General features: G+C 62.0%; 22 protein-coding genes. 13 read left to right on the top strand and 9 right to left on the bottom strand.

Annotated elements, in window-relative coordinates; all coding sequences use genetic code 11:
• Positions 1 to 154: 154 nt before the first annotated feature.
• Positions 155 to 2,044, top strand: coding sequence for an MFS transporter (locus EOA16_RS22090; protein WP_127260166.1), 1,890 nt, complete (start codon positions 155 to 157; stop codon positions 2,042 to 2,044).
• Positions 2,045 to 2,136: 92 nt separating this feature from the next.
• Here EOA16_RS22090 and EOA16_RS22085 read toward each other — a convergent pair whose 3' ends face one another.
• Positions 2,137 to 2,334: a DUF2735 domain-containing protein gene (locus EOA16_RS22085; RefSeq protein WP_127260165.1), complete on the bottom strand. Its 198-nt coding sequence runs from the start codon at positions 2,332 to 2,334 to the stop codon at positions 2,137 to 2,139.
• Between the two features lie 317 nt (positions 2,335 to 2,651).
• Between EOA16_RS22085 and EOA16_RS22080 the strand changes: the two genes are divergently transcribed.
• Positions 2,652 to 3,692 (top strand): glutamine synthetase beta-grasp domain-containing protein, encoded by a 1,041-nt coding sequence (locus EOA16_RS22080; RefSeq protein WP_127260164.1) that lies wholly within the window; start codon positions 2,652 to 2,654, stop codon positions 3,690 to 3,692.
• Between the two features lie 723 nt (positions 3,693 to 4,415).
• On the opposite strand, the gene glnA is transcribed toward EOA16_RS22080, so the two are convergent.
• Entirely contained in the window at positions 4,416 to 5,825 is a 1,410-nt protein-coding gene (gene glnA / locus EOA16_RS22075; RefSeq protein WP_112395089.1) for a type I glutamate--ammonia ligase, read from the bottom strand.
• A 64-nt stretch (positions 5,826 to 5,889) separates the two neighbouring features.
• Complete coding sequence (locus EOA16_RS22070) at positions 5,890 to 6,228, bottom strand: P-II family nitrogen regulator (RefSeq protein ID WP_006205430.1); 339 nt, start codon at positions 6,226 to 6,228, stop codon at positions 5,890 to 5,892.
• A gap of 358 nt (positions 6,229 to 6,586) precedes the next feature.
• Between EOA16_RS22070 and EOA16_RS22065 the strand changes: the two genes are divergently transcribed.
• Entirely contained in the window at positions 6,587 to 8,131 is a 1,545-nt protein-coding gene (locus EOA16_RS22065) for an NAD(P)H-hydrate dehydratase (RefSeq protein ID WP_127260163.1), read from the top strand.
• On the top strand, positions 8,128 to 10,128 hold the full coding sequence (locus tag EOA16_RS22060; protein ID WP_127260162.1) for a hypothetical protein: 2,001 nt from the start codon (positions 8,128 to 8,130) through the stop codon (positions 10,126 to 10,128). The genes EOA16_RS22065 and EOA16_RS22060 overlap by 4 nt, the downstream gene beginning before the upstream one ends.
• 12 nt (positions 10,129 to 10,140) lie before the next feature.
• Here EOA16_RS22060 and EOA16_RS22055 read toward each other — a convergent pair whose 3' ends face one another.
• On the bottom strand, positions 10,141 to 11,673 hold the full coding sequence (locus tag EOA16_RS22055) for an acyl-CoA carboxylase subunit beta (RefSeq protein ID WP_127260161.1): 1,533 nt from the start codon (positions 11,671 to 11,673) through the stop codon (positions 10,141 to 10,143).
• A 408-nt stretch (positions 11,674 to 12,081) separates the two neighbouring features.
• Between EOA16_RS22055 and EOA16_RS22050 the strand changes: the two genes are divergently transcribed.
• Entirely contained in the window at positions 12,082 to 13,506 is a 1,425-nt protein-coding gene (locus tag EOA16_RS22050; protein ID WP_127260160.1) for a DEAD/DEAH box helicase, read from the top strand.
• Positions 13,507 to 13,607: 101 nt separating this feature from the next.
• Here the strand turns inward: EOA16_RS22050 and EOA16_RS22045 are convergent, their stop codons facing one another.
• Together EOA16_RS22045 and EOA16_RS22040 are read right to left on the bottom strand one after the other, a co-directional pair.
• Positions 13,608 to 14,582 (bottom strand): alpha/beta fold hydrolase, encoded by a 975-nt coding sequence (locus EOA16_RS22045; RefSeq protein WP_127260159.1) that lies wholly within the window; start codon positions 14,580 to 14,582, stop codon positions 13,608 to 13,610.
• Between the two features lie 75 nt (positions 14,583 to 14,657).
• A complete protein-coding gene (locus EOA16_RS22040) occupies positions 14,658 to 15,479 on the bottom strand; it encodes an SDR family oxidoreductase (RefSeq protein WP_023812065.1) in 822 nt (273 codons plus the stop codon).
• Positions 15,480 to 15,706: 227 nt separating this feature from the next.
• Here EOA16_RS22040 and EOA16_RS22035 point away from each other — a divergent pair, with 227 nt between their 5' ends.
• From EOA16_RS22035 to EOA16_RS22010, 6 genes are all read left to right on the top strand, one after another.
• Entirely contained in the window at positions 15,707 to 16,741 is a 1,035-nt protein-coding gene (locus EOA16_RS22035; protein WP_127260158.1) for a cysteine synthase A, read from the top strand.
• Positions 16,741 to 17,484, top strand: a complete 744-nt coding sequence (locus tag EOA16_RS22030; protein WP_127260157.1) for an alanyl-tRNA editing protein — start codon at positions 16,741 to 16,743, stop codon at positions 17,482 to 17,484. The genes EOA16_RS22035 and EOA16_RS22030 overlap by 1 nt, the downstream gene beginning before the upstream one ends.
• Before the next feature lie 38 nt (positions 17,485 to 17,522).
• Positions 17,523 to 18,374 (top strand): 3-mercaptopyruvate sulfurtransferase, encoded by an 852-nt coding sequence (gene sseA / locus EOA16_RS22025; RefSeq protein WP_127260156.1) that lies wholly within the window; start codon positions 17,523 to 17,525, stop codon positions 18,372 to 18,374.
• Positions 18,375 to 18,379: 5 nt separating this feature from the next.
• Positions 18,380 to 18,943 carry a GNAT family N-acetyltransferase gene (locus tag EOA16_RS22020; RefSeq protein ID WP_127260155.1) on the top strand — a complete coding sequence of 188 codons (564 nt, stop codon included), beginning with the start codon at positions 18,380 to 18,382 and terminating at the stop codon, positions 18,941 to 18,943.
• A gap of 110 nt (positions 18,944 to 19,053) precedes the next feature.
• Entirely contained in the window at positions 19,054 to 19,611 is a 558-nt protein-coding gene (locus tag EOA16_RS22015) for an OmpA family protein (RefSeq protein ID WP_127260154.1), read from the top strand.
• Positions 19,612 to 19,766: 155 nt separating this feature from the next.
• Positions 19,767 to 20,234 (top strand): DUF1203 domain-containing protein, encoded by a 468-nt coding sequence (locus EOA16_RS22010; protein WP_127260153.1) that lies wholly within the window; start codon positions 19,767 to 19,769, stop codon positions 20,232 to 20,234.
• A 236-nt stretch (positions 20,235 to 20,470) separates the two neighbouring features.
• Here EOA16_RS22010 and EOA16_RS22005 read toward each other — a convergent pair whose 3' ends face one another.
• Together EOA16_RS22005 and ald are read right to left on the bottom strand one after the other, a co-directional pair.
• Entirely contained in the window at positions 20,471 to 21,778 is a 1,308-nt protein-coding gene (locus EOA16_RS22005) for an outer membrane beta-barrel protein (RefSeq protein WP_127260152.1), read from the bottom strand.
• A gap of 202 nt (positions 21,779 to 21,980) precedes the next feature.
• Complete coding sequence (gene ald / locus EOA16_RS22000; protein ID WP_023812057.1) at positions 21,981 to 23,096, bottom strand: alanine dehydrogenase; 1,116 nt, start codon at positions 23,094 to 23,096, stop codon at positions 21,981 to 21,983.
• A gap of 155 nt (positions 23,097 to 23,251) precedes the next feature.
• Between ald and EOA16_RS21995 the strand changes: the two genes are divergently transcribed.
• Positions 23,252 to 23,725, top strand: coding sequence for an Lrp/AsnC family transcriptional regulator (locus tag EOA16_RS21995; RefSeq protein WP_013531467.1), 474 nt, complete (start codon positions 23,252 to 23,254; stop codon positions 23,723 to 23,725).
• Here the strand turns inward: EOA16_RS21995 and EOA16_RS21990 are convergent.
• Positions 23,722 to 24,372: a 5-formyltetrahydrofolate cyclo-ligase gene (locus EOA16_RS21990; RefSeq protein ID WP_127260151.1), complete on the bottom strand. Its 651-nt coding sequence runs from the start codon at positions 24,370 to 24,372 to the stop codon at positions 23,722 to 23,724. The two genes, EOA16_RS21995 and EOA16_RS21990, sit on opposite strands and share 4 nt — an antisense overlap.
• Before the next feature lie 166 nt (positions 24,373 to 24,538).
• Here EOA16_RS21990 and EOA16_RS21985 point away from each other — a divergent pair, with 166 nt between their 5' ends.
• Positions 24,539 to 25,804 carry an NAD(P)/FAD-dependent oxidoreductase gene (locus EOA16_RS21985; protein ID WP_127260150.1) on the top strand — a complete coding sequence of 422 codons (1,266 nt, stop codon included), beginning with the start codon at positions 24,539 to 24,541 and terminating at the stop codon, positions 25,802 to 25,804.
• Positions 25,805 to 25,834 lie beyond the last annotated feature (30 nt).

The raw sequence follows: 25,834 nt of genomic DNA, 5'->3' as shown, positions 1-25,834 counted from the left end.
CCTAATACCAAAGTCATAATCCCAAAGACGCGCTGCCTTTGGCGGGCGGTTTCTGTCATTTTTCCCGAATGGCTGTCGTTGAGTCCGTGCTCGGAGGAGAACGCGGACGGTGTCGCGCAGCATCGAGAACGGGTCTCACGGGAGGATAAACGCAATGGCAATAGCATCGACCGCCGGCGGAACAAGCCGCGGCATGACGCGGGAAGAGAAGAAAGTCATCTTCGCTTCCTCGCTCGGCACCGTTTTCGAATGGTATGATTTCTATCTCTACGGATCGCTGGCAGTGTTCATTGGTTCGACCTTTTTCAGTCCTGCCATTCCGGAAGCGACGCGCAACATCTTTGCGCTGCTGGCTTTCGCCGCCGGCTTCTTGGTGCGCCCGTTCGGCGCCTTGCTGTTCGGCCGCATCGGTGACCTTGTCGGCCGTAAATATACCTTCCTCGTCACCATGACGATCATGGGCTTGTCGACTTTCCTGGTCGGCTTGCTGCCTGGCTATGCGACCTTGGGCATCGCGGCTCCCGTGATCCTGATCATCCTGCGCATGCTGCAGGGCCTGGCGCTCGGTGGCGAATATGGCGGTGCGGCCACTTACGTCGCCGAGCATGCGCCGGACAACCGGCGCGGCTACTACACCTCGTGGATCCAGACGACGGCGACGCTCGGCCTGTTCCTGTCGCTGATTGTGATCCTGATCGTCCAGGCTTCATTGAGCAAGGAAAACTATGCTGCCTGGGGCTGGCGTATTCCGTTCATCGTATCCTTTCTGCTGCTGGGCATCTCGATTTGGATCCGGCTTTCTCTCTCCGAATCACCGACCTTCCAGCGCATGAAGGATGAGGGCAAGGGCTCCAAGGCGCCACTGACGGAAGCCTTCGGCCAGTGGAAGAATGCTAAGATTGCGATCCTGGCGCTGCTCGGCCTCACCGCCGGCCAGGCCGTAGTCTGGTACAACGGCCAGTTCTACGCGCTGTTCTTCCTGACCAACGTGCTGAAGGTCGATGCGCAGTCGGTCAACATCATGATCGCCATCGCACTGGCGATCGGCTCGATCTTCTTCGTCGTCTTCGGCTGGCTCTCTGACAAGATCGGCCGCAAGCCGATTATTATGGCTGGGCTTGCCTTGGCGATTGTCTGCACCTTCCCGCTGTTCAAGGCGCTGACCTGGGCTGCCAATCCGGCGCTTGCCACGGCCCAGCAGAACACACGGGCGACGGTGACGGCTGCACCTGGCGACTGCAAGTTCCAGTTCAATCCGGTCGGCACAGCGAAGTTCACGACATCCTGCGATATCGCGACTTCGTTCCTGACCAAGAACTCGGTTCCCTATGATGTGGTGTCGACGGCCGCGGCCGGAACACCCGCATCGGTCAAGATCGGCAACGAAACGGTGGATTCCTACGACGCTGTCGCCGCCGGCGATCAGGCCAAGGCCAAGGACGCGGCCTTCGTGAAAGCCGTCAACATCTCGTTGCGGGATGGCGGCTATCCGCTGAAGCGCGCGGCAATCAAGGTTGCGGACCAGAAGCTCGACGCGTTTGTCGCCGCCAACCCGGAACTGAAGCTGGACGCCGCCGCCATCCGCGCCGGTGAGAAGGCGACGGTGCCGATCGACCAGGCGGTCAAGGACAAGCTGCTGACCACCGACGAGGCAGCGGGCGCACCCGAAGTCACCGTCTACAATATTCCAGGCGGCGGCGCGTTCGCCATGTACGCCGATCCGGCGTCCGTGAATTGGCCGATGACGATCGGCATCCTGTTCATTCTGGTGTTGTTCGTGACCATGGTCTACGGGCCGATCGCGGCGATCCTGGTCGAGATGTTCCCGACCCGCATCCGCTACACCGGCATGTCGCTGCCCTATCACATCGGCAATGGTTGGTTCGGCGGCCTGCTGCCGGCCACCGTGTTCGCGCTCAGTGCCTACAAAGGCGACATCTATTACGGCCTTTGGTATCCGGTTGTGATCGCGGCGATAACGCTGGTCATCGGCATGATCTTCGTCAAGGACACGCTCGGTACCGACCTGCACGCCAAGGAATAGGCGAGGACACAGGTGTAAAAAAGCCCGGCGCGAGCAATCGCGCCGGGCTTTTCAATTCCAGGGCCTCTCTTTGGCCAGTCCCGCGAATTGCCTTAGCTCTTGCGAGGCTGATCCGCTTCAGCGATGGCGGCCTCGTGGTACCAGGCCTCGCCATGGTTCGCCGGGTGATCGCGCAGGGAAGCAAGCTCTGCCGCGAACTTAGCCTTTACGCCTAAATTTGAGGCAGAGGCCCGGGATGCCACCGGGAACATCAGGATTTTTGCCGACGGACGGGCTGACGTGATTTCCATGGTCGGTCGCCTTTCTCTTGCGAACCCTTATCGATTCATCTTTCCATCAAGATAGGTACTGCGACTCGTTTAGGCAATATGCCTAAAGAAAGATCAGTATTTGCCTGTTATTTAAACAGATTTGGCTTTTGATCGATCCCCACGCATCGCTTAGACGGCTGGCCGCATCGGCGGGATAAAATGGGCACTTTTGACGCACCCCGCGCTGCGCAAATGGCACATGACTTGCATTTTATTAACCGGCAGCCGGTCTGCCGGATGGCTCGGCATATGCCGGCATCGTCCAGCTTCGGTGATCAGCAACGAGAGGCTCTAGAATGACGAAATACAAGCTCGAGTATATCTGGCTCGATGGATACACCCCGGTCCCCAACCTTCGCGGCAAGACGCAGATCAAGGAATTCGCCGAATTCCCTGATCTCGAGCAGCTGCCGCTGTGGGGCTTCGATGGTTCCTCGACCCAGCAGGCCGAAGGGCACAGCTCCGATTGCGTGCTGAAGCCGGTTGCGGTCTATCCGGATCCCGCCCGCACCAACGGCGTGCTGGTCATGTGCGAAGTCATGATGCCCGATGGCGTCACGCCGCATGCCTCCAACAAGCGCGCCACCATCCTCGATGACGAGGGCGCCTGGTTCGGCTTCGAGCAGGAGTACTTCTTCTACAAGGACGGCCGCCCGCTCGGCTTCCCCGAGAGCGGCTACCCCGCACCCCAGGGCCCGTACTACACCGGCGTCGGCTACTCCAATGTCGGCTCTGTCGCGCGCCAGATCGTCGAGGAGCATCTCGACCTCTGCCTCGCCGCCGGCATCAACCACGAAGGCATCAACGCCGAAGTGGCCAAAGGCCAGTGGGAATTCCAGATTTTCGGCAAGGGCTCCAAGAAAGCCGCCGACCAGATGTGGATGGCCCGCTACCTCATGCAGCGCCTGACCGAGAAATACGGCATCGACATCGAATACCATTGCAAGCCGCTCGGCGACACCGACTGGAACGGCTCGGGCATGCACGCCAACTTCTCGACCGCCTATATGCGCGAAGTGGGCGGCAAGGCCTATTTCGAAGCGCTGATGGCGGCCTTCGACAAGAACCTGATGGATCACATCGCCGTCTACGGCCCGGACAACGACAAGCGCTTGACCGGCAAGCACGAGACCGCGCCGTGGAACCGGTTCAGCTATGGCATTGCCGACCGTGGCGCCTCGATCCGCGTGCCGCATTCCTTCATCAAGAGCGACTACAAGGGTTATCTGGAGGACCGCCGTCCGAACTCGCAGGGCGACCCTTACCAGATCGCCTCGCAGATCCTGAAGACGATCGCCTCGGTTCCGGCAAGCGCCCAGGTTTCGGCCGCGGCGTAAGTTTTTGGACTATGACAAGAAGACCCCGGCGTTCGTTCGCGCCGGGGTTTTTTTTGGCCGCTACCCGGCTGGCTGCATCCCTGGGAAAACATACCCAGAAAAAGTCAGGCAATTCAGGCGGTCGCAAATCGCCCGGGAATGCTGGCCGCAGCCGTGTGAGTCTCCGGCGATCACTCGCCAGAAAGCCCGGCAAAGCGCCTTTCCCAGCCTTATCCGGGGCGATGGTCCTTCCATAAGCATCTGTTCATACAACGGAATCGGTCATTCGCGGCGCGGCTGGCGGCGTTGACAGATCACGCTGCGGCATGCGTATTCGCAGTCCTTGGGGTTACGTCACGCAATGCTGTTCGGACGGGCGGGGTTTTCTTGAACGGCGGCATTGGCGTGGGCGCCGGACGAGCGGTCACTGTAGCCTGAGACAGTGCTCCGCTCGCTCCAGGCTTCATGTTCGCGATCGAACAGTGATCCGCTTTCCATCCATCGGACGTTGCTGAGCCTGGGACTGAGTCACCGGATTGACGTCATGTGCGTGCCATGGACCGCAGGCTCATGAACCCAGGCATACGCGCGATCATCGAAAACTCACCGCAGATTCATGTCCAGCCGGCGCGCGCGGGTCGATCAGCAGGTGCGGCCTATCGGAGCGCAGCAAAAAGCCCTTGAAAGAGGGAAGTCTTTCAAGGGCTTGAGCGTTATAGCTAATCTTGGACTGAGATTGAAATCTCAGACGGAGTAGTACATGTCGTATTCGACCGGATGCGGGGTCATTTCGAAGCGCATCACTTCGGCCATCTTCAGCTCGATGTAGCTGTCGATCTGGTCGTCGTCGAAGACGCCGCCGGCTTTCAGGAAGCCGCGGTCCTTGTCGAGGCTTTGCAGGGCTTCGCGCAGCGAGCCGCAGACGGTCGGGATCTTCTTCAACTCCTTCGGCGGCAGGTCGTAGAGATCCTTGTCCATCGGCTGGCCGGGATGGATCTTGTTCTTGATGCCGTCGAGGCCGGCCATCAGCAGTGCGGAGAAGGCGAGGTAGGGGTTCGCGCCCGGATCGGGGAAGCGGACTTCGACGCGCTTGGCCTTCGGCGACGAGCCGAACGGGATACGGCAGGAGGCCGAGCGGTTGCGCGCCGAATAGGCGAGCAGCACCGGCGCTTCATAGCCCGGAACCAGGCGCTTGTAGGAATTGGTCAGCGGGTTTGTGAAGGCGTTGATCGCCTTGGCGTGCTTGATGACGCCGCCGATGAAGAACAGGCAGCTTTCCGACAGACCGGCATATTCATTGCCGGCGAAGGTCGGCTTGCCGTTCTTCCAGATCGACATGTGGACGTGCATGCCCGAGCCGTTGTCGCCGAAGATCGGCTTCGGCATGAAGGTGGCCGTCTTGCCATAGGCGTTGGCGACCTGGTGGACGACATATTTGTAGATCAGCATCTTGTCGGCGTTGCGCACCAGTGCGTCGAACTTGATGCCGAGTTCGTGCTGGGCCGCCGCCACCTCATGGTGATGCTTTTCGACGCGCACGCCCATCTCGGCGAGCACAGTCAGCATTTCCGAGCGCATGTCCTGCGCGCTGTCGATCGGCGGCACCGGGAAGTAGCCGCCCTTGACGCGCGGACGGTGGCCGAGATTGCCAGTCTCGTAGTCGGTGTCGTCGTTCGACGGCAGTTCGGTCGAGTCGAGCTTGAAGCCGGTGTTGTAGGGATCAGCCTTGTATTTCACGTCGTCGAAGACGAAGAACTCGGCTTCAGGGCCGACGTAGATGGTGTCGCCGATGCCTTCGGCCTTCATGTAGGCCTCGGCCTTCTTGGCCGTGCCGCGCGGATCGCGGTTGTAGGATTCACCCGAAACCGGATCGAGGATGTCGCACAGGATGACCATGGTCGACTGGGCGAAGAACGGATCCATGTGAACCGTGTCCGGATCGGGCATCAGCACCATGTCGGACTCGTTGATGGCCTTCCAGCCGGCAATCGAAGAGCCGTCGAACATCACGCCGTCGGCGAACATGTCTTCCTCGACCTCGATGACATCCATCGTCACGTGCTGCAGCTTGCCCTTCGGGTCTGTGAAGCGCAGGTCGACGAATTTCACGTCGTTGTCCTTGATCTGCTTCATGATGTCTTTGGCTGTCGTCATGTCGTGTATCCCTGTGTGATGACGTTTTTTGATGATGACGTTTTCAGGAGATGGCGGGGTCAGGTCAGACCGCGTCCATGCCCGTTTCGCCGGTGCGGATTCGCACGACTTCCTCGATATTGGAAACGAAAATCTTGCCGTCGCCAATACGGCCGGTCTGGGCCGCCTTGCGGATGGCCTCGATCGCACCTTCGACCGCATCGTCGCCGAGCACGACCTCGATCTTCACCTTGGGCAGGAAGTCGACGACATATTCGGCGCCGCGATAGAGTTCGGTATGGCCCTTCTGACGACCGAAGCCTTTTGCTTCGGTGACGGTGATGCCTTGCAGTCCGGCTTCCTGAAGCGCTTCCTTCACTTCGTCCAGCTTGAATGGCTTGATGATCGCTTCGATCTTTTTCATGTAAAAAGTGGCCTCCACTGCCAAAAAAACGGGTTGTGACCCCCCGCTTGCGCCTCCATCAAGCACGAACTGTGCCAATTCTGCGGATTCTAAGCGGTCTCATAAGATTTCAAAGCCGCGCCGCACCGGGATGCAAATTCGCGTCATTCACTGCACCGGAAGCGGCATGGGTTTCCAGAGCCTACACAGCGCCAGCACTCACGTCCGCACAAAAATCAGGCATATCGCCTATCCCTCAGGCAATTTTCTGCCCGCGATGCCTTCGTGCCAACGTTATGGCTGCAGATCTCGGCAACTCCCCCTTGTTTGCTTAGGATCGAAATTGGACAATGCTTGATCGCATGCGGATGGGCAATCCATGAGCAACGAACTTCTTTCCCCGGCCGAAATGAGCGAGGCCGATCGGCTGACGATTGCCGCCGGTCCAGCCGACGGCATCGGCCTGATGTGGCGCGCTGGCGAAGCGGTCGCGGCTGAGATTCTCAAGCGTTATCCCGCAGCGACGCATGTCCATGTGCTGTGCGGTCCCGGCAACAATGGCGGTGATGGCTATGTCGTCGCCCGCATCCTGGCCGCCAGCGGCATCGGCACAACGATCTGGTCATCCGGAGCGCCGAGGCCGGAAAGCGATGCGGCGCTCGCCGCCGCCGAATGCCCGATCAAGCCTCGGCCGCTGTCTGGGTTCGACGCCGAGCCCGGCTCGATCGTGGTCGATGCGCTCTATGGGGCAGGGCTGTCCAAGCCGCTGTCCGGCGATGCCGCGAAAGCTGTCGATACCGCCACAGCCCTGCGCATGCCTGTGGTTGCGGTCGACCTGCCGTCGGGCGTCTCGGGAACCAGCGGCGACATATTGGGCAGGGCGTTTCGCGCCGAACTCACCATCACCTTCGCACGGAAGAAACCTGGCCACCTGCTGCTGCCGGGACGCGGGCAATGCGGTGAAATCGTGCTCGCCGATATCGGCATTGCAGACGGCATCATCGCCCAACTCGCCGTCTCGACCTTCGAGAATGTGCCGGACCTGTGGTTGGGGGATTTGCCCGTGCCGGCGGTGGATGCTCACAAATACAAGCGTGGCCATGTCGGCGTCTTTTCCGGCGGCCCCAGCGCGACCGGTGCGGCGCGGCTGTCGGCGCTCGCTGCCGCGAGAAGCGGGACGGGGGCGGTCACCGTGCTGTCGCCAGGCAATGCCATGCAGGTGAACGCCGCGCATTTGACTTCGATCATGCTGCGAGAAGCGGGCTCGCTCGAAGAGGTGCAGGAATTTTTGGCGGCCCGCCATCCCGAAGCATTGGTGTTCGGACCGGGGCTCGGCCCCAAACCCAAGGTGGGCGATTTCGCCCTGCAACTGATCAAAGCTCTGACGACGGAGGCACGCACATCGGCGGCTGCAAGCAACGCCGGTGCGATGGTGCTCGATGCCGATGCCATCACCTCTCTGGCCCATCAGCCGCAGGCGCTGTTCGAAGCTGCCCGTCAGCCGAATGCGCCAGCCTTGGTGGTCACACCGCATGAGGGTGAATTCGGCCGCTTGTTCGCCGATATCGCCGGCGACAAGACCCTGTCGAAACTAGACAGAGCGCGTGCTGCCGCAGCGCGGACCAATGCCGTCATCGTCTACAAGGGCGCCGATACGGTGATCGCGGCGCCGAATGGCAGAGCGGCGATCAATTCCAACGGCGCGCCTTGGCTGGCCACAGCCGGGTCAGGCGATGTGCTGTCAGGCATCATTGCCGGTCTGCTCGCACAAGGCATGCCAGCGTTCGAAGCGGCCTGTGCGGCGGTGTGGCTGCATGCCGAGGCCGGCAGCCGGTTCGGCCCCGGCCTGATCGCCGAGGATCTGCCGCTGGCGCTGCTGCCGGTGCTGCGCGAACTGTTCGACGCGCGCACGGCTGCTCAATGAACAGCCCTCTGTCTCTGTTGCTCGCTACTCTCTTTGGCGCCTTCGTGGCGTCGACGGCGCGCGCCGAAGGCCCTGTGACCGTCGTCGACAATCCGGCGGTGCTCGCCGCGCTCGATGCCAAGGGTTTCGCCTTCGCAGACGTCTTCGGAGTCGACGGTGAGGACGGTCTGAAGACGCTCTACGACGAGGCGCCGGCCTATCACGCCATCGTCGAAACGGTAGCCTCCGATGTTGCGCTGCTGCGCACCGAGATGAAGGCCGGCGGGCGGCCGCTCTACGAGGTCACCGACGGCAATGTCGGCCGCATCATGGACATGCGCTGGCTGAAGACCGATGCCGCGCGTTTTCGGCTGGTCGGCGTCGTCAACCGGCTCGACCGTCGCGATTTTGCGGTGCTGCAAGGCGACAAGAGCTGCGGCGAGGTGCGCTTCATCTACCGCCTGGCCTACAGCTTTCGCAAAAACGGCAAGCTGCTGGCGTCGCGCCTGCCGTTCAATTTCAACGCCGTCTACAACGCCGCACCCGATGCCGATGGCGGCTGCGTCGGGGTTGCCGGACGCTGGACGCCCCAGATCGACGAGACCGTCGATGCCGGCTGGCTGACCGGCGGGCCGCTGGAGAAGGTCGGGCTGACCTTCAAGCAGCTGGAGCTCAACGCGCAGGTGGTGCGCTTTCCCTCCGGACAGGAAACCGAGTTCGGCGGGCAGGCTGCCTATCTGATGCGGATATTCGGCATCGATGGCGCTGATATCAGCGAGAAGCCGCTGGAGAACACGCCTGACATCGTACGGCTCTCGCAGGACGCGGCGCTGAAGGCACGGCTCGCCGCCTATGTCGGCGCCAATCTGCCGGGGGTTGACGAAGGCGTCTATGAAATTCCCGACGAGTTCCTGGCCAGGAAAATCATCTCATGGTCGACCTTCGGCAGTGCGCGGCAGGCCAATCATCCGTTTACGCAACTGTTCCAACCCAAGGAATTCGCACCCCTCGATTATTCCACGCTGAAACTGGTGCGCACGCCGGAAGCGCTGGTCGAGCGGCTGGACAATGGCGCCTGCCAGGGTTGCCATCAGGCCGGCTCCACCGCCGGCTTCCATTTCATCGGACTCGACGACAAGACGACGTCGCCGTTGAACCGCATCGAGGTTGATATTTCACCGCATCTTCATGCCGAGATTCCGCGCCGCCAGGCATGGCTCGCCGCCACGGCCGAAGGCAAGCAGCCGAACCGCTTCCGGCCGCTCTCCTTTGCGCCGCCGGCGACCTGGACGGATACCGCGGTCGACTACGCGCCGGCCGAGATGGCGATGCCATGCCTGATGCCGGAAGATGCGGCCCGCTTCGGTGCGACCTGGCAATGCGGCGGCGGCACCGTCTGCACCCCGTTGGCCACCGCTTCGGGAGTGCGGACGAAACTGGCGCAATGCCTGCTGCCCAAGGACAGCGAAAAAATGTTTTCCGGCCATCCCTGCCTGACCGGTTCGATCGCCAGCAACGCGGCGCAGCCTTTCAACGACCGCTACAGCAAATCGGGCCAGTTCGCGGCCTTCGCGCCTGACGTGTCGCGCACCGCCTACACCTGCCGTCCGCCGAAGATCGGCGTGCCTGCCGGGATCGCCTATCGCGGCTGTGACGACAAGGACCGTACATTTGCAGCCTTCAAAGCCGGCAAGCCTATACCGAACGAGATCTGCGGGCTGGTCGGCGGCAAGAAATTCGACATCTGCGTGGCCACCAACAACTTCGATCAATGCCTTGGCGGCGCCGTTAATCGCGGCAACCGACCGGCCTGCTCGGCCGATCATTTCTGCCGTGAGGACTATATGTGCCAGTCGCTGCCGCCGGACACGCCTGGCATCGGCAAAGTCATAGGCATCGGCTTCTGTTCGCCGACCTATTTTATCTTCCAGATGCGTATCGACAATCACGCAACGCCGTGGGGCAGCCCTGTCCGCGCCACCATGGGAGCGGGATTTGGCGCGGCGGAAGAGGAGTGAGCTGCCGAAGCCTCACAACGGTATATTGTCGTGCTTCTTCCAGGGGTTCTGCATATCCTTGTTGCGCAGCATGCGCAGCGCTCGCGCTATGCGGCGGCGGGTTGAGTGCGGCATGATCACCTCGTCGACATAACCGCGTTCGGCGGCTACGAAGGGCGACAGGAAGCGATCCTCGTAAGCCTTTGTATGCGCTGCGATCTTTTCTGCGTCACCGATGTCCTTGCGGTAAATGATCTCGACCGCGCCCCTGGCGCCCATCACCGCGATCTGCGCCGTCGGCCAGGCATAGTTCATGTCGCCGCGTAGGTGTTTTGAGGCCATCACGTCATAGGCGCCGCCATAGGCTTTTCTGGTGATGACGGTGATCTTCGGAACGGTGGCCTCGGCATAGGCGAACAGGAGTTTCGCGCCATGCTTGATCAGCCCGCCATATTCTTGCGCCGTGCCAGGCAGGAAGCCGGGGACATCGACGAAGGTGACGATCGGGATCGAAAAACAATCGCAGAAGCGCACAAAACGCGCCGCCTTGCGGCTGGCATCGGAATCGAGCACGCCGGCCAATACCATTGGCTGGTTGGCGACGAAACCGACCGTGCGGCCCTCGACGCGCCCGAAGCCGGTGACGATGTTTTTCGCGAAATTCTGCTGGATCTCGAAGAAGTCGCCTTCATCGGCGACCTTCAGGATCAGCTCCTTGATGTCGTAAGGCTTGTTGGCGTTGTCGGGGATCAGCCGGTCGAGCGACAAATCATGGTCGGTCACCGACTGGTAGCATTCGATCTCGGGAAGCTCCGATGTGTTGGAGGCCGGCAGCAGGTCGACCAGCCGGCGCATCTGCAGCAGTGCCTCGACGTCATTGTCATAGGCGCCGTCGGCGATCGAGGATTTGGTCGTGTGGACGGAGGCGCCACCGAGGCTCTCGGCGGTCACCGTCTCGTTGGTCACGGTCTTCACCACATCCGGCCCGGTGACGAACATGTAGGATGTGTCGCGCACCATGAAGATGAAGTCGGTCATGGCAGGCGAATAGACGTCGCCGCCGGCGCATGGGCCCATGATCACCGAGATCTGCGGAATGACGCCGGAGGCCAGCACGTTGCGCTGAAATATCTCGGCGTAGCCGCCGAGTGCGGCGACGCCTTCCTGGATGCGCGCGCCGCCTGCATCGTAGAGGCCGATGATCGGCGCGCGGTTGCGCAGCGCCATCTCCTGCACCTTGATGACCTTCTCGGCATGCGCTTCCGACAGCGAGCCGCCGAACACGGTAAAATCCTTGGCGAAGAGGTAGACCGGGCGGCCGTTGACGGTGCCCCAGCCGGTGACGACGCCGTCGCCGGCGATCTTGGTCTTCTCCATGCCGAAATCGGTCGAGCGGTGCTCGACATACATGTCGAATTCCTCGAACGAGCCCTCGTCGAGAAACACCTCGATGCGTTCGCGCGCGGTGAGCTTGCCCTTCTTGTGCTGGGCGTCGATGCGAGCCTGTCCGCCACCCATTCGGGCGATGTCGCGGCGGCGCTCGAGTTCCTTCAGCACGTCTTTCATCGATTACCTCCCAGGCCAGCGGCATTTCGTGGTAATCGTGCCGGCAGGCGAGCGCAAGCGCCGCTTGCGTCGTGGTTTTGTTGCACCGCAGCATGACGCCCCTTGCATTTAGCGACGAACTGGGCCATATGCGGCGACATAGGCGCTTGGGCCGGGAGATTCCGGCCTTCTCGACAAATGAGACTGGTTGCGTCTGTTTTCCCTCTTTCCGGTATGCCGGCCCCTCTTTCCGGTACATCACAAAGCGGCGAAAAAGCCCCGTGGCATGATGCCTGCGGGCACGACAGCGCAGCCGAGTGGACGTTACCGTCCGCCCGCCTTGTCGTTCCATGACAATTTGTTCGACGGCAGGTTGCGCCCTGCCGCCATCGATGTTTGCGGCCAGAAGCCGCGTGAAAGAAGATTATTTTGACCAACGAAAACACTTTGCCCGGTAGCAACACTGCGGACCTCACCGGTTTCGCGGCACTGGGTATTACGGGCGCGCTGCTCAAGGCCACCCACAACGCTGGCTTCGCCGAGCCGAAGCCAATCCAGGCGCAGGCGATCCCGCCGCAGATGGAAGGCCGTGACATTTTCGGCATCGCCCAGACCGGCTCGGGCAAGACCGCGGCCTTCGCGCTGCCGATCCTGTCGAAGATCATCGCACTCGGCACCAAGCGCCGGCCGAAGACGGCACGTGCACTGATTCTGGCGCCGACGCGCGAACTCGCGGTGCAGATCGAGGACACCATCAAGATCCTCGCCAAGGGCGCGCATGTCTCGACCGCGCTCGTGCTCGGCGGCGTCTCGCGCTTCAGCCAGGTGAAGAAGGTTGCTCCCGGCGTCGACATCCTGATCGCAACGCCCGGCCGGTTGACCGACCTGGTGCGTGAGGGCGATCTCGTGCTTGCCGACACCAAATGGCTGGTACTGGACGAAGGCGACCGCATGCTCGATATGGGCTTCATCAACGACGTCAAGCGCATCGCCAAGGCGACCGCGCCCGACCGTCAGACGGTGCTGTTCTCGGCGACCATGCCCAATGAAATCGCCGAGTTGGCCAAGGGCCTGCTGAAGAACCCGATCCGCGTCGAAGTCGCGCCGCAAAGCACGGCGGCTGCCGAGATCGTGCAGGGCGTCGTCTTTGCCCGCACCAAGCAGAAGCGCCAGGTGCTGTCGACGATGCTCGCCGACGAGGCGATGAAATCCGTCATCATCTTTTCGCGCACCAAGCATGGCGCCGACAGGGTGACCAAGGACCTCGAGCGCGATGGCTTCAAGGCCGCCGTTATCCACGGCAACAAGTCGCAGAACGCCCGCCAGAAAGCGCTGAACGATTTCCGCGATGGCTCGGTGCGCATTCTGGTGGCGACCGATATCGCGGCGCGCGGCATCGACGTGCCCGGCATCAGCCATGTCGTGAATTTCGACCTGCCGGACGAAGCGGAGAGCTACGTCCACCGCATCGGGCGCACCGGCCGCAACGGCATGGACGGCATCGCGATCACGCTTTGCGATCCTTCCGAGAACAGCAAGCTGCGCCAGGTCGAGCGCATCATCCGCACCAAGCTGCCGATCGTTGCCGACCATCTCGGCAGCCCCGACCCGGCGCGCAATCCGGCTGAAAAGAACGAGCGTTTCGAGCCCGCCAATGATCGCCACGACCGCAATGGCCGTCGTGACGGCAGGCGGCCCGGTGGCGAGAACAAAGGCAACGGCTTTGGCAAGAAGCGCTTCGGCGACAAGCCGGCTTTCGCTGGTGAGCGCAAGCCGGATGGCGCCAAGCCGGCCTTCAAGGGCAACAACAAGCGCCGCTTCGGCGGCAAGCGTCCGGCGGCGCGGGCTGCGTAAGCCAGATCGCGTTGTAGTTAGTCCAGCTCAGGCTGGCTGATTGCCGGGACAAACCAAGGAAGGGCGGCTGAAGCGATGCTTCCGTCGCCCTTTTCGTCTGCTTACTTCACCACTGCTTCGATCCAGACGGCGATCCTTTGCGCCAGAAACGCCGTGGTCGATGGCGACAGCGCGTCGCCGGCAATGACGTGATTGTCCGGGTCGCCGGTGTCGTCGACCGGAACCAGTTCATGCGGCGCGCCCCAGCGCCCGGCAATCTCGCGGGTGCGGTCGGCCCGCACCACTTTGTCCGAATCAGAAAAGATGAACAAAGCAGGGACGGTCGCCTTCTCTACCGGCGCGCCATAGGCAAGCTCGGTCAGCGCCTGCATCGGCAAGGTTGCCTCGATCGGATAGCGGGTGGTCCAGAATTTTTCATTCAGCGCGTTGCGCGGCACGAAGCTGTGTTCCTTGCCGGCCACCAGCCTGGCGATCTGTTTGCCCCATGGCATGGTCAGGATCTCGGCGCCGGACACCTTGACGCCGAAATTCGGCGAGATGAACGCGATCGCCGCCACCCCATCCGATGCGCCCGGCTGCGTTGCCGCCCAGACCGCCAGCGAGCCGCCGGTCGAGGTGCAGATAACGATCACCTTGTCGCCGATCGCGCGGCCGACGGCGATCGCTTCCTCATAGTCGTTGATCCAAGCATTGATGCTGCCTTGCGTCATCGCCGCGCCGTCCTGTCCATGACCGGTGAGGCGGGTGTAGAAGAGATTGGCGTCGAGCTGGTCGGCCACGTCGTCGGGCAGCGGGCGGACCTCGCCCTTCGATGCGGAAAAGCCGTGGATGTAGACGATCGACAGCGGCGTCCTGGCATGCACCAACGGATCGGCCCAGACGATCTCCTTCTCCAGCCCGTCACGGATTCCGGGGATGGCGGCTTCCACCTTGGCCACATAGGCCTGCGGATCGTCGCCGATGACCGAGGGATCGAAACGGATCGTGGTGTCGACGGGAACGCGTGGGCCGAGGACGAAGGCCAGTGCGAGGATGGCGACAAGGCCCAGCACAGCAAGCACGATCCGTCGCCCCATCGCAGACTCCACGCAGCACTTGTCTCACCATGGCGACGGCGGCCCGGAATGGGAGCCTGCCAATTCACAGGCGTCCTATTCGATCGGCGGCTTGCGGTCGTAGTGCAGAGGCCGCGCCTTCCAACTGGTCATCAGGCTGATAAACCCTCTGCACAGCGGCCTCGGCAGCAGGCCGAGCAGTTTCAGGGGCCAGCTTGTCCGGCGCGGGAAATGGACTTCGAAGCCGCCCGACTTGATGCCTCGCGCCATGCGGCGCGATGCGCGGCTGACCGGCATCAGTCCCGGCATGGGCAGCATGTTCTTCTCGGTCAGCGGGGTGTCGATGAAGCCTGGATTGAACACCTGGATACGCACGTTCATCTTGTCGAAATCATACTTCAGCGACTCGGCCAGGATGTTGATGGCCGCCTTGGTGCCGCCATAGGCGGCAGTTGTCGGCCAGCCGAAATAGGACGTCACGGAGCCGACCAGCACGACATGGCCGCGCGCCCGCACACGCATGCGTTCGACCGCGGGCACGAGGCCGTTGATGATGCCGAAATAATTGACCTCAAAGGACCGGCGAAAGTCGTTGACGACAAGATTCTCCCCCGGCGTCGAAATGTAGTTCCCTGCATTGAAGATGGCGAGCACGATGGGACCGAGCTCCTTCTCGATCGCGGCGACGGTTCTTGCCATGCGCGGCTCGTCGGTGACATCGCAGGGAAAGGCCGTGACGCTGCCCGGCATCTGCGCGGTCTCGACGACAAGCGTGTCGATCGGATCGTCGTCAAGCGCCGTCACCGCGACGGCATAGCCCTGGGAAGCAAGATCCCTGGCCAGGGCACGGCCGATGCCGCTTGAGCCGCCCGTGATCCAGGCGACGCCGTGCTTCGGGTTAGCCCGGTAGAGTGTCATGCTGCGCCCTGTCGACTTGTTGGTGCTTTGCTCTAACGGTGAAGAAATCGAATGAAAAGGGTGCTTTTCATCGCCGTGCGGAAATGAACTGTGGGGCATGAAGGCGATGTTGAGAAGCGTTGGCGCGATAACAGTGCCGCAAATGCGACTGGACCAGACAAATTCTTGCCTTGAAACCGCAGCTTCGGGTTTCTAGGGTTTCGGCGCACCTACACAAGGAATCCTGAATGCCCCGTTCTGTGATCGACGCGATCGGCAACACGCCTCTGATCCGCCTCAACAAAGCTTCGGAACAAACCGGTTGCGAGATCCTGGGCAAGGCCGAATTCATGAATCCGGGCCAATCGGTCAAGGATCGCGCGGGTCTATTCATCATCCGCGATGCCGAGAAGCGTGGGCTGCTGAGGCCCGGCGGTGTAATCGTCGAGGGAACGGCGGGCAATACCGGCATCGGGCTGACGTTGGTCGCCAAGGCGCTCGGCTATCGCACCGTCATCGTCATTCCGGACACACAGAGCCAGGAGAAAAAGGACACGATCAAACTGCTCGGCGCCGAACTGATCGAGGTGCCTGCCGTGCCCTACAAGAACCCCAACAATTACGTGAAACTGTCGGGGCGGCTGGCCGAGCAACTGGCAAGGACCGAGCCGAACGGCGCCATCTGGGCCAACCAGTTCGACAATGTCGCCAACCGTGACGGCCATATCCGCACCACAGCGGAGGAAATCTGGAACCAGACCGGCGGCGAGGTCGATGGCTTTGTCTCGGCGGTCGGTTCGGGCGGCACGCTGGCCGGCGTCGCTTCCGGTCTGAAGGCCAAAAGCCGGGACGTGAAGATCGCACTCGCCGATCCGCTGGGGGCCGCGCTCTACTCCTTCTACACCAGCGGCGAGCTGAAGTCCGAAGGCAGCTCGATCACCGAAGGCATCGGGCAGGGGCGCATCACCGCCAATCTCGAAGGGTTCACGCCGGACTTTTCATTCCAGATCCCCGATGAGGATGCGTTGCCGATCGTTTTCGACCTGATCCAGGAAGAGGGCCTTTGCGTCGGCGGCTCGACCGGCATCAACATTGCCGGTGCGATCCGCCTGGCCCGGGAATTAGGCCCCGGCCACACCATCGTGACCATTCTTTGTGACTACGGCACGCGCTATCAATCAAAACTGTTCAACCCGGAATTCCTGCGCGAGAGGCAGCTGCCGGTGCCGGGCTGGATGGAGCTGAAGAGCACAATTTCGGTGCCGTTCGAAAGGGTCGCGTGATGGCAAACAGGACGGACGCCCTGTTTCGCGACGATGCCTATCTGCGGACGGCGGACGCAACGGTCGTTGCTGTCAACGATCGCGGCGGCATCATCCTCGAGCGGACGATCTTCTACGCCACTTCGGGCGGCCAACCGGGCGATACCGGGTATCTCGAACGCGGCGATGGTAGTCGCATCGCCATTGCCGCTACCCTCACAGGTGAGACCAAGGACGAGATCATACACGTGCTAGCGCCGGAGCAGGCGGTTCCGCAGGTCGGCGAGAAGGTGGGGCTCGCCATCGACTGGGAGCGGCGGCATCTCTTGATGCGCATGCACGCGGCTTGCCATCTGCTCACCGTCGTCTGTCCATTTCCGATCACCGGTGCTTCGGTTTCCGAGGACGACAGCCGGGTCGACTTCGACGCTCCGGATGCCGGCTTCACCAAGGAGGACGTCACCGCCGGGCTGATGGACCTGGTGCGGGCCGACCATCCGATCTTTGTCAGGCTGATCAGCGACGAGGAACTGGCCGCCAATCCCGGCCTGGTGAAATCCAAGAACGTCCGGCCGCCGGTCGGCACCGGCAAGATCCGCCTGGTCTGTATCGGCGACAACGCCTCGGTGGACAGCCAGCCCTGCGGCGGCACCCATGTGAGAAGCACCGGCGAAGTCGGCGAAATCCACATCGGCAAGATCGAGAAGAAGGGCCGCGAAAACAGGCGCTTCCGCATCCGCTTTGGGCCGATGCCGGCAAACTGAACAGACAGTGATCGCCAAAAGGCGAGCAGGAGAACAAAATGGCCGAGGACAGCCCCTTCACCGTCGACGCAGACTGGCTGCAGCAACGTCTCGGCGAGCCGGGCCTGACGATCATCGACGCATCCTGGTATCTGCCGGCGCAGAAGCGCGATGCGCGCGGCGAATATGAGTCGGCCCACATCCCCGGCGCACGATTTCTCGATCAGGATGCCGTTTCGGACCCGGATTCGCCCCTGCCGCATACCTTGCCGTCGCCGCAGCATTTCGCCCAGTATGTCGGCGCCATGGGCGTCTCTGCCGATGACACCATCGTCGTCTACGATGGTCCGGGCTTCTTCTCGGCGCCCCGGGCGTGGTGGATGTTCAGGGTGATGGGCGTCTTCCAGACCTATATTCTGGATGGCGGCTTCGATGGCTGGAAAGCCGCCGGCAGGCCGGTGACGGCTGAGCCGACCAAGATCGCGCCAAGCGTGTTTCATGCCGATTTCGACGCCGGGCGCGTCGCCAGCCTCGCCGACATGCGCCGGATCGTCGACACCAGGGCAAGCCAGATCGCCGACGCCCGCGGGCCGGGCCGCTTCACCGGCGCCGAGCCGGAGCCGCGCGCGGGTATCCGCTCCGGCCATATGCCTGGCGCGCTCAATCTGCCCTATTCGACGCTGTCGGAAAATGGCGAGCTGCTGTCGAAGGACCGCCTGCGCAAGGTGATCGAGGAGGCCGGCATCGATCTGTCGAAACCTGTCGTCACGTCATGTGGCTCCGGTATTACCGCGGCGGTGGTGACGCTGGCGCTGGAAACGCTTGGCCATACGAACAACAGGCTTTACGACGGCTCCTGGACGGAGTGGGGCGGGCTTTCCGACACGCCTGTCGTGACCGGCAAGGAATGAAGACGATGGAAAACGGCACGCTGGAAGACATTGACGTCACGGTGACGTTCCTCGAGATGCATGTGCCGCCGGCCCATTCGCCGCCTGTGCCGTATAACCGTCAGGTCGCGCTGCTGAAGACCAAGGACATTCCGCTGCATTTCTACCGTTATCTGATGGACCGGGTGGGGCGCAAATGGCACTGGGTCAATGTGCTGAGGCTGGATGACGACGAGCTTTCCGCCGGCATCCATCGCGAGGATCGCGACATCAGGGTGCTCTATCTCGACGGCGCGCCGGCCGGCTTCTTCGATCTCAAGCCGCATCTGCCGGAAGAAGTCGAGCTCGCCTATTTCGGCATGATGGAACATGCGACCGGGCAAGGCATCGGCCGCTGGTTCCTGGGCTCCGCGATCGCTGCCGCATGGTCGCATGGGCCGAAGCGGGTGACGGTGCAGACCTGCACGCTCGATCATCCGGCGGCTCTGCCGCTCTACCAGAAGCTCGGCTTCGCACCCGTGGCGCAAAAGAAGGAAATCGTCCATCCGCTGCCTTTCACCGAGCGCGCGGCCAGCGTCATGCGGCCCTAGCCGGAGCTGACACCAGCTCGAATCTGAACTCGTCGTTCATCGGCCCTTCAGGCTGCTTTTGGCATGTTACCCGCACCATCAATGCGGCCAAGGCCGAAGGAGACGAAGACATGCTGACCCGCCGTACACTTGCCGCCGCGCTGATTGCGGCGATTGCCATGCCAAGCCTGGCCGCAGCCCAGGCGACAACGCCTTCGGCCGCGACGATCGAGCGGAAGCTCGAGGCGGCGCCGCGTGTGAAATTGCGGCCGAACGAGCGCGTCACCATCCGGGAATTCAAGCGGCGTCCGGATTTGCGCCGCATGGCCCGCTCGATCGACATCCAGTCGATCAACTTCGCCTTTGGTTCGGCGGCTATTGCCAACTCGCAATACGACAAGATCGAGACCATTGCCGACGCGCTGCGGCGCATCCTGCGCCGCGATCCCGGTGCCCGCGTGCTGATCGAGGGCCATACCGACGCCGTCGGCTCCTTCCAGTCGAACCAGGTCCTGTCCGAACAGCGGGCCGTTTCGCTCAAGCGCACATTGGTGCGCGAATTTAGGGTGCCGGGTCATGCTCTCGAGACAGTCGGCTATGGCGAGGAGTTTTTGCTGGTGCAGACGCAGAACGAAAATTGGCAAAATCGCCGGGTAACGCTGCGCCGCTTTGACGATTTCATCCGTTGAGTCGCAGCTCCGAATTTAATTAGCCGCCGCCTTTGACGGGACTTGATGAGAGCCGATCGCCGAGGGCGATCGGCTCTTCGACATTTGGCAGGAATCGGGTGGGCGGCGAGAGTTGAACGGCATAATTTCCGGTCGACGACACCGGAGATTTTTCCATGACCATCCAGTTCAAAGCTTTGCCGACCGAAGATGTCAGGGCGTTGCGGCGCGGTGGCGTCGATGCCTATGGCCAAACGCCCGAGCGAAAGATCTCCGACGGTGACGGCATGCCTTGCCGGCATTGCTTGAAGAACATAGGAGCCGGCGAAGCCTATCTTGTCCTGGCATACAGGCCATTCCCGGAGCTTCAGCCCTATGCCGAAACAGGGCCGATCTTCCTGCATGCCGAGGCATGCGACCGCGCTGCCGAGAGCGAGGCGCTGCCCGAGATTCTCGAAAGCCCCGACTACATCGTGCGCGGCTATGGCAGTGATGATCGCATCGTCTATGGCAGCGGCGGCGTGATCCCGACCGGAGACATCACCGGGCGGGCCAAGACCTTGTTGGAACGCGACGAGATCGCCTACGTCCATGTCCGTTCGGCGCGCAACAATTGCTACCAGTGCCGCATCGAGCGCGCTTGAGGCTGAGATTCGCCGCTGGAAACAGTTGTCGTACTCCCGTCGCATATTCGCGATAGAAAGCCACTGTCGATCGATTTGCCGACCGCGGATGAACCGGCGGCAAATCTCGACATCGAGGAAGCGGGGCTTTGGCTCCGCTTTTTTGTTGCATGCGTCTGGCGCGGAGGTATTCCGCGCAACAAAAAAGCCCGCCGGCATGGAGCCGACGGGCTGCAACTGTTTGGCTGGAGGGCCTTTTAGTTGAACTTGTACTTCGCGCCGAGACGCACAGTGTGGAAAGAGGAAGTCGAGGTAAGGGTGTCGTCAGGTGCGCCGAATTCCGAAGAAAAGTCCTTCTTGGCGAACTGCGAATAACGATATTCGAGGCCGACGGTGACATTGCTGGACAAAGCTGTTTCCAGTCCGCCACCGACCGAGAAGCCGCTGGAACCCCAGTCGAGAATGTCGCCGATCGGATCGGAAGCATTCAGATCGAAATGCTGCCAGCTGTAGCCGGCAAGCGCATAGGCAAGGGTCGATTCGTTCATCTTCATGCCGACGCGGCCCAACACATCGAACCCATAGTCGGTATCGACGTTGATCGATCCGCCGCCGAGATCCAGCTTGGAAGTCATGCCGGAGTAGCGTGCATCGACCATGACGCCTGCGACCCAGCTGCCGAAGTCATGATCGTAACCGACGTTCAGCTCACCAAAGGCACCTTCGCCACCGAGACCATTGAATTCCAGGTCGCCGAGCGGCGGAACGTTGATCTGATGCACGGACGCACCGGCACCACCGGCGCCACCGATGTAAAAGCCGGTCCAGTTGTAAGCGGGCGTCTCGAAGGCGGCGCCGCCGCCGTTCTGGGCGCCGAAACGGTAATTGGCTGCGATCTGGAAAGTATGCCGCGACGTATCGAGATTGAGGAGGCCATCCGGAGCTCCGATAAGGCCAGCCTCGGAAAGAAGATCTCCCTTGGTGCCGAAGCTCGTATAGCGATATTCGGTCTTGATCGTCCAATTGCTGTTGAGGGCCGTTTCAATGCCGCCGCCGACGAAGTATCCGCTCTGGTCCCAATCGAAGCCGAAGCCAGCGTCCGTATCGAGCTTGTACTTCTGCCAGGAATAGCCACCCAGCACGTAGCCCAGAGTGTTTGGCGTCAAGAGGTAGCCGAGACGCAGACCAGCGTCGAAACCGTAGGTTTCCTTGATCGAAGCGTCGAACCCCGTAATGTCCAGCGTGGTCCCGATATTGCCGACGTGAGCGTCGAGCAGACCGCCGATGAGGAACCGGGGCGAGACCATATAGTCATAGCCAACCGTCAGCTCACCATAGACGCCTTCGCCACCAATGCCATTCAGCGATACTGGAATAAAATCGCTGCTGAGCTTGTGTACGTTAGCACCGGCACCGACGCCAAAACCAACGTACAGACCGCTCCAGTTAAAGCCGGCAGCTTCTTCTACCGGCTGCACGACGTCAGCTGCATGAGCAGCAGACATCAAAGCCACGGCAGAAACAGCACCAAGAAGAAAAGATTTCGCGGATGTGCGAATGAACATATGCCCGTACCCCAATGAGTAAACCCAGAAATGTCTCTAGCAGGGAGTCGGCCGGTGCGGGAATGACAAATATGCAACAATGATGAGCAAAGTGCCGTTGCGTCACATTTTTCCACGCCATGCTTTGCCTGAAAAACAGGCTCGCAAGAAAAAACCCGCCGGCATGGAACCGGCGGGCTGAAAGGAGCTGTTTTCGTGAAAATCAGGCGGCGAGAACGGCTTTCGGCTCCACCAGTTCGTAGCCGAGCGCCTCGGCGACCGCCCGGTTGGTGATCTTGCCTTTATGGACGTTGAGGCCGTTGCGCAGATGATGATCGTCGACCAGCGCCTTCAGGCCCTTGTCGGCAAGCTGCAGGCCATAGTGAAGCGTCGCGTTGTTGAGCGCGTGGGCCGAGGTGACCGGCACGGCGCCGGGCATATTGGCAACGCAGTAGTGGATGACGCCATCGACCTCATAGGTCGGCTCGGCATGAGTGGTGGCGTGCGAGGTCTCGAAGCAGCCGCCCTGGTCTATGGCGACGTCGACCAGAACCGAGCCCTTCTTCATGCCCGACAGCATTTCGCGCGAAACCAGTTTTGGTGCCGCGGCGCCCGGGATCAGCACCGCGCCGACGACGATGTCGGCTGAAAAACACTCTTCTTCGAGCGCCTCGACAGTCGAGTAACGGGTATGGACGCGGCCGGCGAAGAGGTCGTCGAGCTGGCGCAGACGCGGGATCGAGCGATCGATGATGGTGACGTCGGCGCCAAGTCCCGCCGCCATCCTGGCAGCGTGCAGGCCGACGACGCCGCCACCGAGCACGGTGACCTTGCCGGGCAGCACGCCGGGCACGCCGCCGAGCAGCACGCCGCGGCCGCCATTGGCCTTCTGCAGCGCCGTGGCGCCGGCCTGGATCGACAGGCGTCCGGCAACTTCCGACATCGGCGCCAGCAGCGGCAGGCCGCCACGGTCGTCGGTCACGGTCTCGTAGGCGATTGCGGTCACGCCGGACGCAAGCAGGCCCTTGGTCTGCTCCGGATCCGGGGCAAGATGAAGATAGGTGTACAGGATCTGGCCTTCGCGAAGCTGCGCCCATTCGCTAGGCTGCGGCTCCTTGACCTTGACGATCATATCCGACCTGGCGAACACCTCGGCGGCCGTCTTGGCAATCGTGGCGCCGGCGGCGCGATAGGCGTTGTCATCGGCGCCGATGCCGGCCCCGGCGCCGGTCTCAACCAGCACTTCGTGGCCATGGGCGACATATTCGCGGACCGAGCCGGGGGTGAGGCCGACGCGGTATTCGTGGTTCTTGATTTCCTTGGGGCAGCCGACGCGCATTTTCTTCTCCTGATCCGGCCCTTAGGGCTCGTTCCCTGTATGGATGGAGTGAACCACGAATCGTTGCGCAGGTGTTTGCGAATGCGCTTGCGTCAACTGGCCGGTTTCGATAATCGTTGCGCAAAACAACAGGATATTCGCAGGATTCACGAATAATGCCGCTCGACAGGATTGATATCGCCATTCTCGAGGCTTTGCAGAAGGATGGCAGGATACCCAATGCGGCGCTGGCCGAGAAGGTCGGCCTGTCGCAGTCGGCCTGTTCGCGCCGGCTCGACAATCTGGAGAAATCCGGAACCATTCGTGGCTACCATGCCCGGCTTTCCAATGCAGCACTTGGCCATCAGATGACGGCGATCGTGCACATATCGCTGTCGGGACAGTTCGAGAAGACGCTGTCGGATTTCGAGGCGGCGATCAAGCGCTGTCCGAACGTGCTGTCCTGTCACCTGATGTCGGGCGAATACGACTACATCCTGCGGATCGCAGCGAAGGATCTCGTCGACTATGAGCGGATCCACAAGGAGTGGCTGTCGGCGATGCCGCACGTGACCAAGATCAATTCGTCCTTTGCCCTACGCGAAATCGTCGATAGGACCGCCATGGGGATGAAGCCGGAAATGGCTTAGACCGCCGTTACCACCCGATCCATCGGGATATCGTGCGGCTGCGGGTAGATCGTCGCGATGCGCTGCAGTTCGTAGCCGACGCCGATGACCAGCGGCTTGAACGGCATCGCTGCCAGCGTGCGGTCGAAGAAACCGCCGCCATAACCGAGGCGGTAGTTCTGGGGATCGATGCCGACGATCGGCGAGATGACGATATCCGGCAGCACCGGATCGCCCTCGGCCGGGATCGGGATGTTCCAGACACCTTTCTCCAGCCGGTCGCCCGCTTTGTAGGCGCGAAAGATCAGCGGCTGCCTCTTCTCGATGACGATGGGCAGGGCGGTGCGGCCGCCGCGTTCGTTTATGGATGCCATCCAAGGCCGCAAATCCGGCTCGCCGCGAAACGGCCAGTAAAGACTGACCATGCGGCCGGCGATCTCGCCGATGATCGCGTCGAGGCCTTCGGCGATGCGTTGCGACATCACCGTTCGCGCGTCGGCCGAAACCGCCAGCCGGGCGGCGATCAGCCGTTCGCGCTCGGCCTTGCGCCAGCGCCTGACATCGGTCCAGTCGGACAGCGGCGCACGGAATTCCGGATCGAGCTCGTGCATGAAGCAGGGCGGCGACGAATACTGCGCCGGACTTGGGTCGTCATGATCGTTGGCCATGCGTTACCTCGTAAGCGTGTTCGATGACGCTATACCTCGCGATACGATACAACACGTGCATTCACGACATGCAACGACGAGTCTCGGGCACCGGCGGTCTGTTGCTGCATTGCACAAAAGCACCTACATTTCAGCCAGGCAATATTGCCCGTCAGGGGTGAATAAGATGAACCAGGCCAGCCATCATGTCGTTGTAGTCGGCGCGGGTTTCGGCGGTCTCGAATTCACCCGCGCGCTTGCTGGCGCGCCGGTGCGCATCACCATGATCGACAAGCGCAACCATCACCTCTTCCAGCCACTGCTCTACCAGGTGGCGACCACGGCGCTGGCGACCTCCGAAATTGCCTGGCCGGTCCGCCACCTCCTGCGCAAGCGCAAGGACGTGACAACGCTGCTCGCCAATGTCACCGGTGTCGACCGCGCCGGCAAGCGCGTGCTGCTCGATGACGGCAGCGCCGTCGCCTACAACACGCTGCTGCTCGCCACCGGTGCCCGCCATGCCTATTTCGGCCATGACGAATGGGAACCTTTCGCACCTGGCCTGAAGACGCTGGAGGACGCCACCACCATTCGGCGCCGCATTCTTCTGGCATTCGAGCAGGCCGAGCGGGAGACCGATCCCGCCAAACGCCAGGCGTTGCTGACCATTGCGATCGTCGGTGGCGGGCCGACCGGCGTCGAGCTTGCCGGCACCATCGTCGAGCTGGCGCATGACACGCTGCGCGGCGAATTCCGCAACATCGACACGCGGCAGACGCGCGTGGTGCTGATCGAGGCCGGTGACCGCATCCTGGCCAATTTCGCACCGAAGCTTTCCGACTATGCATCGAAGGCGCTCGAGCGGCTCGGCGTGAAGGTGGAGCTCGGCCGGGCCGTCACGCGCTGCGACGCCGAAGGTGTTGTGTTTGGCGATAAGCAACTGGCAGCCCGAACGATCCTGTGGGCAGCCGGCGTTGCCGCTTCGCCAGCCGCCGAATGGCTGGGAGCGAAGGCGGACCGCGCGGGCAGGGTGCTGGTCGAGCCTGACCTCAGCGTGCCCGGCAGCCCGGAGATCTTCGTCATCGGCGACGCCGCTTATGTGCTGCGGCCGGACGGGCGGCCGGTTCCCGGCGTGGCGCCTTCCGCCAAGCAGGAGGGCCGACATGTTGCGGCTACCATCAAGGCCAGGCTCGGCGGTGACACGACCGAGCGTCCTTTCCACTACAGGCATGCCGGTGATCTTGCGACGATCGGCAAACGCGCCGCCGCCATCGATTTCGGCTGGATCAAGCTCACCGGCTGGCTCGCCTGGTGGCTATGGGGCGTGGCCCACATCTATTTCCTGATCGGCTTTCGCAACCGGCTTGCCGTTTCGCTGAGCTGGCTATGGATCTACGCGACGGGGCAACGCAGCGCGCGGCTGATCACCCAAGGCGACGACGACAAGGGCTGATTTTTCACCGGGATCGTTCATCCGCACGTC

The sequence above is a fragment of the Mesorhizobium sp. M7A.F.Ca.US.008.03.1.1 genome (assembly GCF_003997495.1).
Classification (GTDB): Bacteria; Pseudomonadota; Alphaproteobacteria; order Rhizobiales; family Rhizobiaceae; genus Mesorhizobium.
The sequence above is the reverse complement of the archived record's forward strand: the minus strand, read 5'-3'. Positions and strand labels throughout refer to the sequence as shown.

Bases quoted from the DNA above. Each gene is read 5' to 3' on its own strand.
- EOA16_RS22090 (WP_127260166.1), top strand. From the start codon at position 155: ATGGCAATAGCATCGACCGCCGGCGGAACAAGCCGCGGCATGACGCGG.
- EOA16_RS22085 (WP_127260165.1), bottom strand. From the start codon at position 2,334: ATGGAAATCACGTCAGCCCGTCCGTCGGCAAAAATCCTGATGTTCCCG.
- EOA16_RS22080 (WP_127260164.1), top strand. From the start codon at position 2,652: ATGACGAAATACAAGCTCGAGTATATCTGGCTCGATGGATACACCCCG.
- glnA (WP_112395089.1), bottom strand. From the start codon at position 5,825: ATGACGACAGCCAAAGACATCATGAAGCAGATCAAGGACAACGACGTG.
- EOA16_RS22070 (WP_006205430.1), bottom strand. From the start codon at position 6,228: ATGAAAAAGATCGAAGCGATCATCAAGCCATTCAAGCTGGACGAAGTG.
- EOA16_RS22065 (WP_127260163.1), top strand. From the start codon at position 6,587: ATGAGCAACGAACTTCTTTCCCCGGCCGAAATGAGCGAGGCCGATCGG.
- EOA16_RS22060 (WP_127260162.1), top strand. From the start codon at position 8,128: ATGAACAGCCCTCTGTCTCTGTTGCTCGCTACTCTCTTTGGCGCCTTC.
- EOA16_RS22055 (WP_127260161.1), bottom strand. From the start codon at position 11,673: ATGAAAGACGTGCTGAAGGAACTCGAGCGCCGCCGCGACATCGCCCGA.
- EOA16_RS22045 (WP_127260159.1), bottom strand. From the start codon at position 14,582: ATGGGGCGACGGATCGTGCTTGCTGTGCTGGGCCTTGTCGCCATCCTC.
- EOA16_RS22040 (WP_023812065.1), bottom strand. From the start codon at position 15,479: ATGACACTCTACCGGGCTAACCCGAAGCACGGCGTCGCCTGGATCACG.
- EOA16_RS22035 (WP_127260158.1), top strand. From the start codon at position 15,707: ATGCCCCGTTCTGTGATCGACGCGATCGGCAACACGCCTCTGATCCGC.
- EOA16_RS22030 (WP_127260157.1), top strand. From the start codon at position 16,741: ATGGCAAACAGGACGGACGCCCTGTTTCGCGACGATGCCTATCTGCGG.
- sseA (WP_127260156.1), top strand. From the start codon at position 17,523: ATGGCCGAGGACAGCCCCTTCACCGTCGACGCAGACTGGCTGCAGCAA.
- EOA16_RS22020 (WP_127260155.1), top strand. From the start codon at position 18,380: ATGGAAAACGGCACGCTGGAAGACATTGACGTCACGGTGACGTTCCTC.
- EOA16_RS22015 (WP_127260154.1), top strand. From the start codon at position 19,054: ATGCTGACCCGCCGTACACTTGCCGCCGCGCTGATTGCGGCGATTGCC.
- EOA16_RS22010 (WP_127260153.1), top strand. From the start codon at position 19,767: ATGACCATCCAGTTCAAAGCTTTGCCGACCGAAGATGTCAGGGCGTTG.
- EOA16_RS22005 (WP_127260152.1), bottom strand. From the start codon at position 21,778: ATGTTCATTCGCACATCCGCGAAATCTTTTCTTCTTGGTGCTGTTTCT.
- ald (WP_023812057.1), bottom strand. From the start codon at position 23,096: ATGCGCGTCGGCTGCCCCAAGGAAATCAAGAACCACGAATACCGCGTC.
- EOA16_RS21995 (WP_013531467.1), top strand. From the start codon at position 23,252: ATGCCGCTCGACAGGATTGATATCGCCATTCTCGAGGCTTTGCAGAAG.
- EOA16_RS21990 (WP_127260151.1), bottom strand. From the start codon at position 24,372: ATGGCCAACGATCATGACGACCCAAGTCCGGCGCAGTATTCGTCGCCG.
- EOA16_RS21985 (WP_127260150.1), top strand. From the start codon at position 24,539: ATGAACCAGGCCAGCCATCATGTCGTTGTAGTCGGCGCGGGTTTCGGC.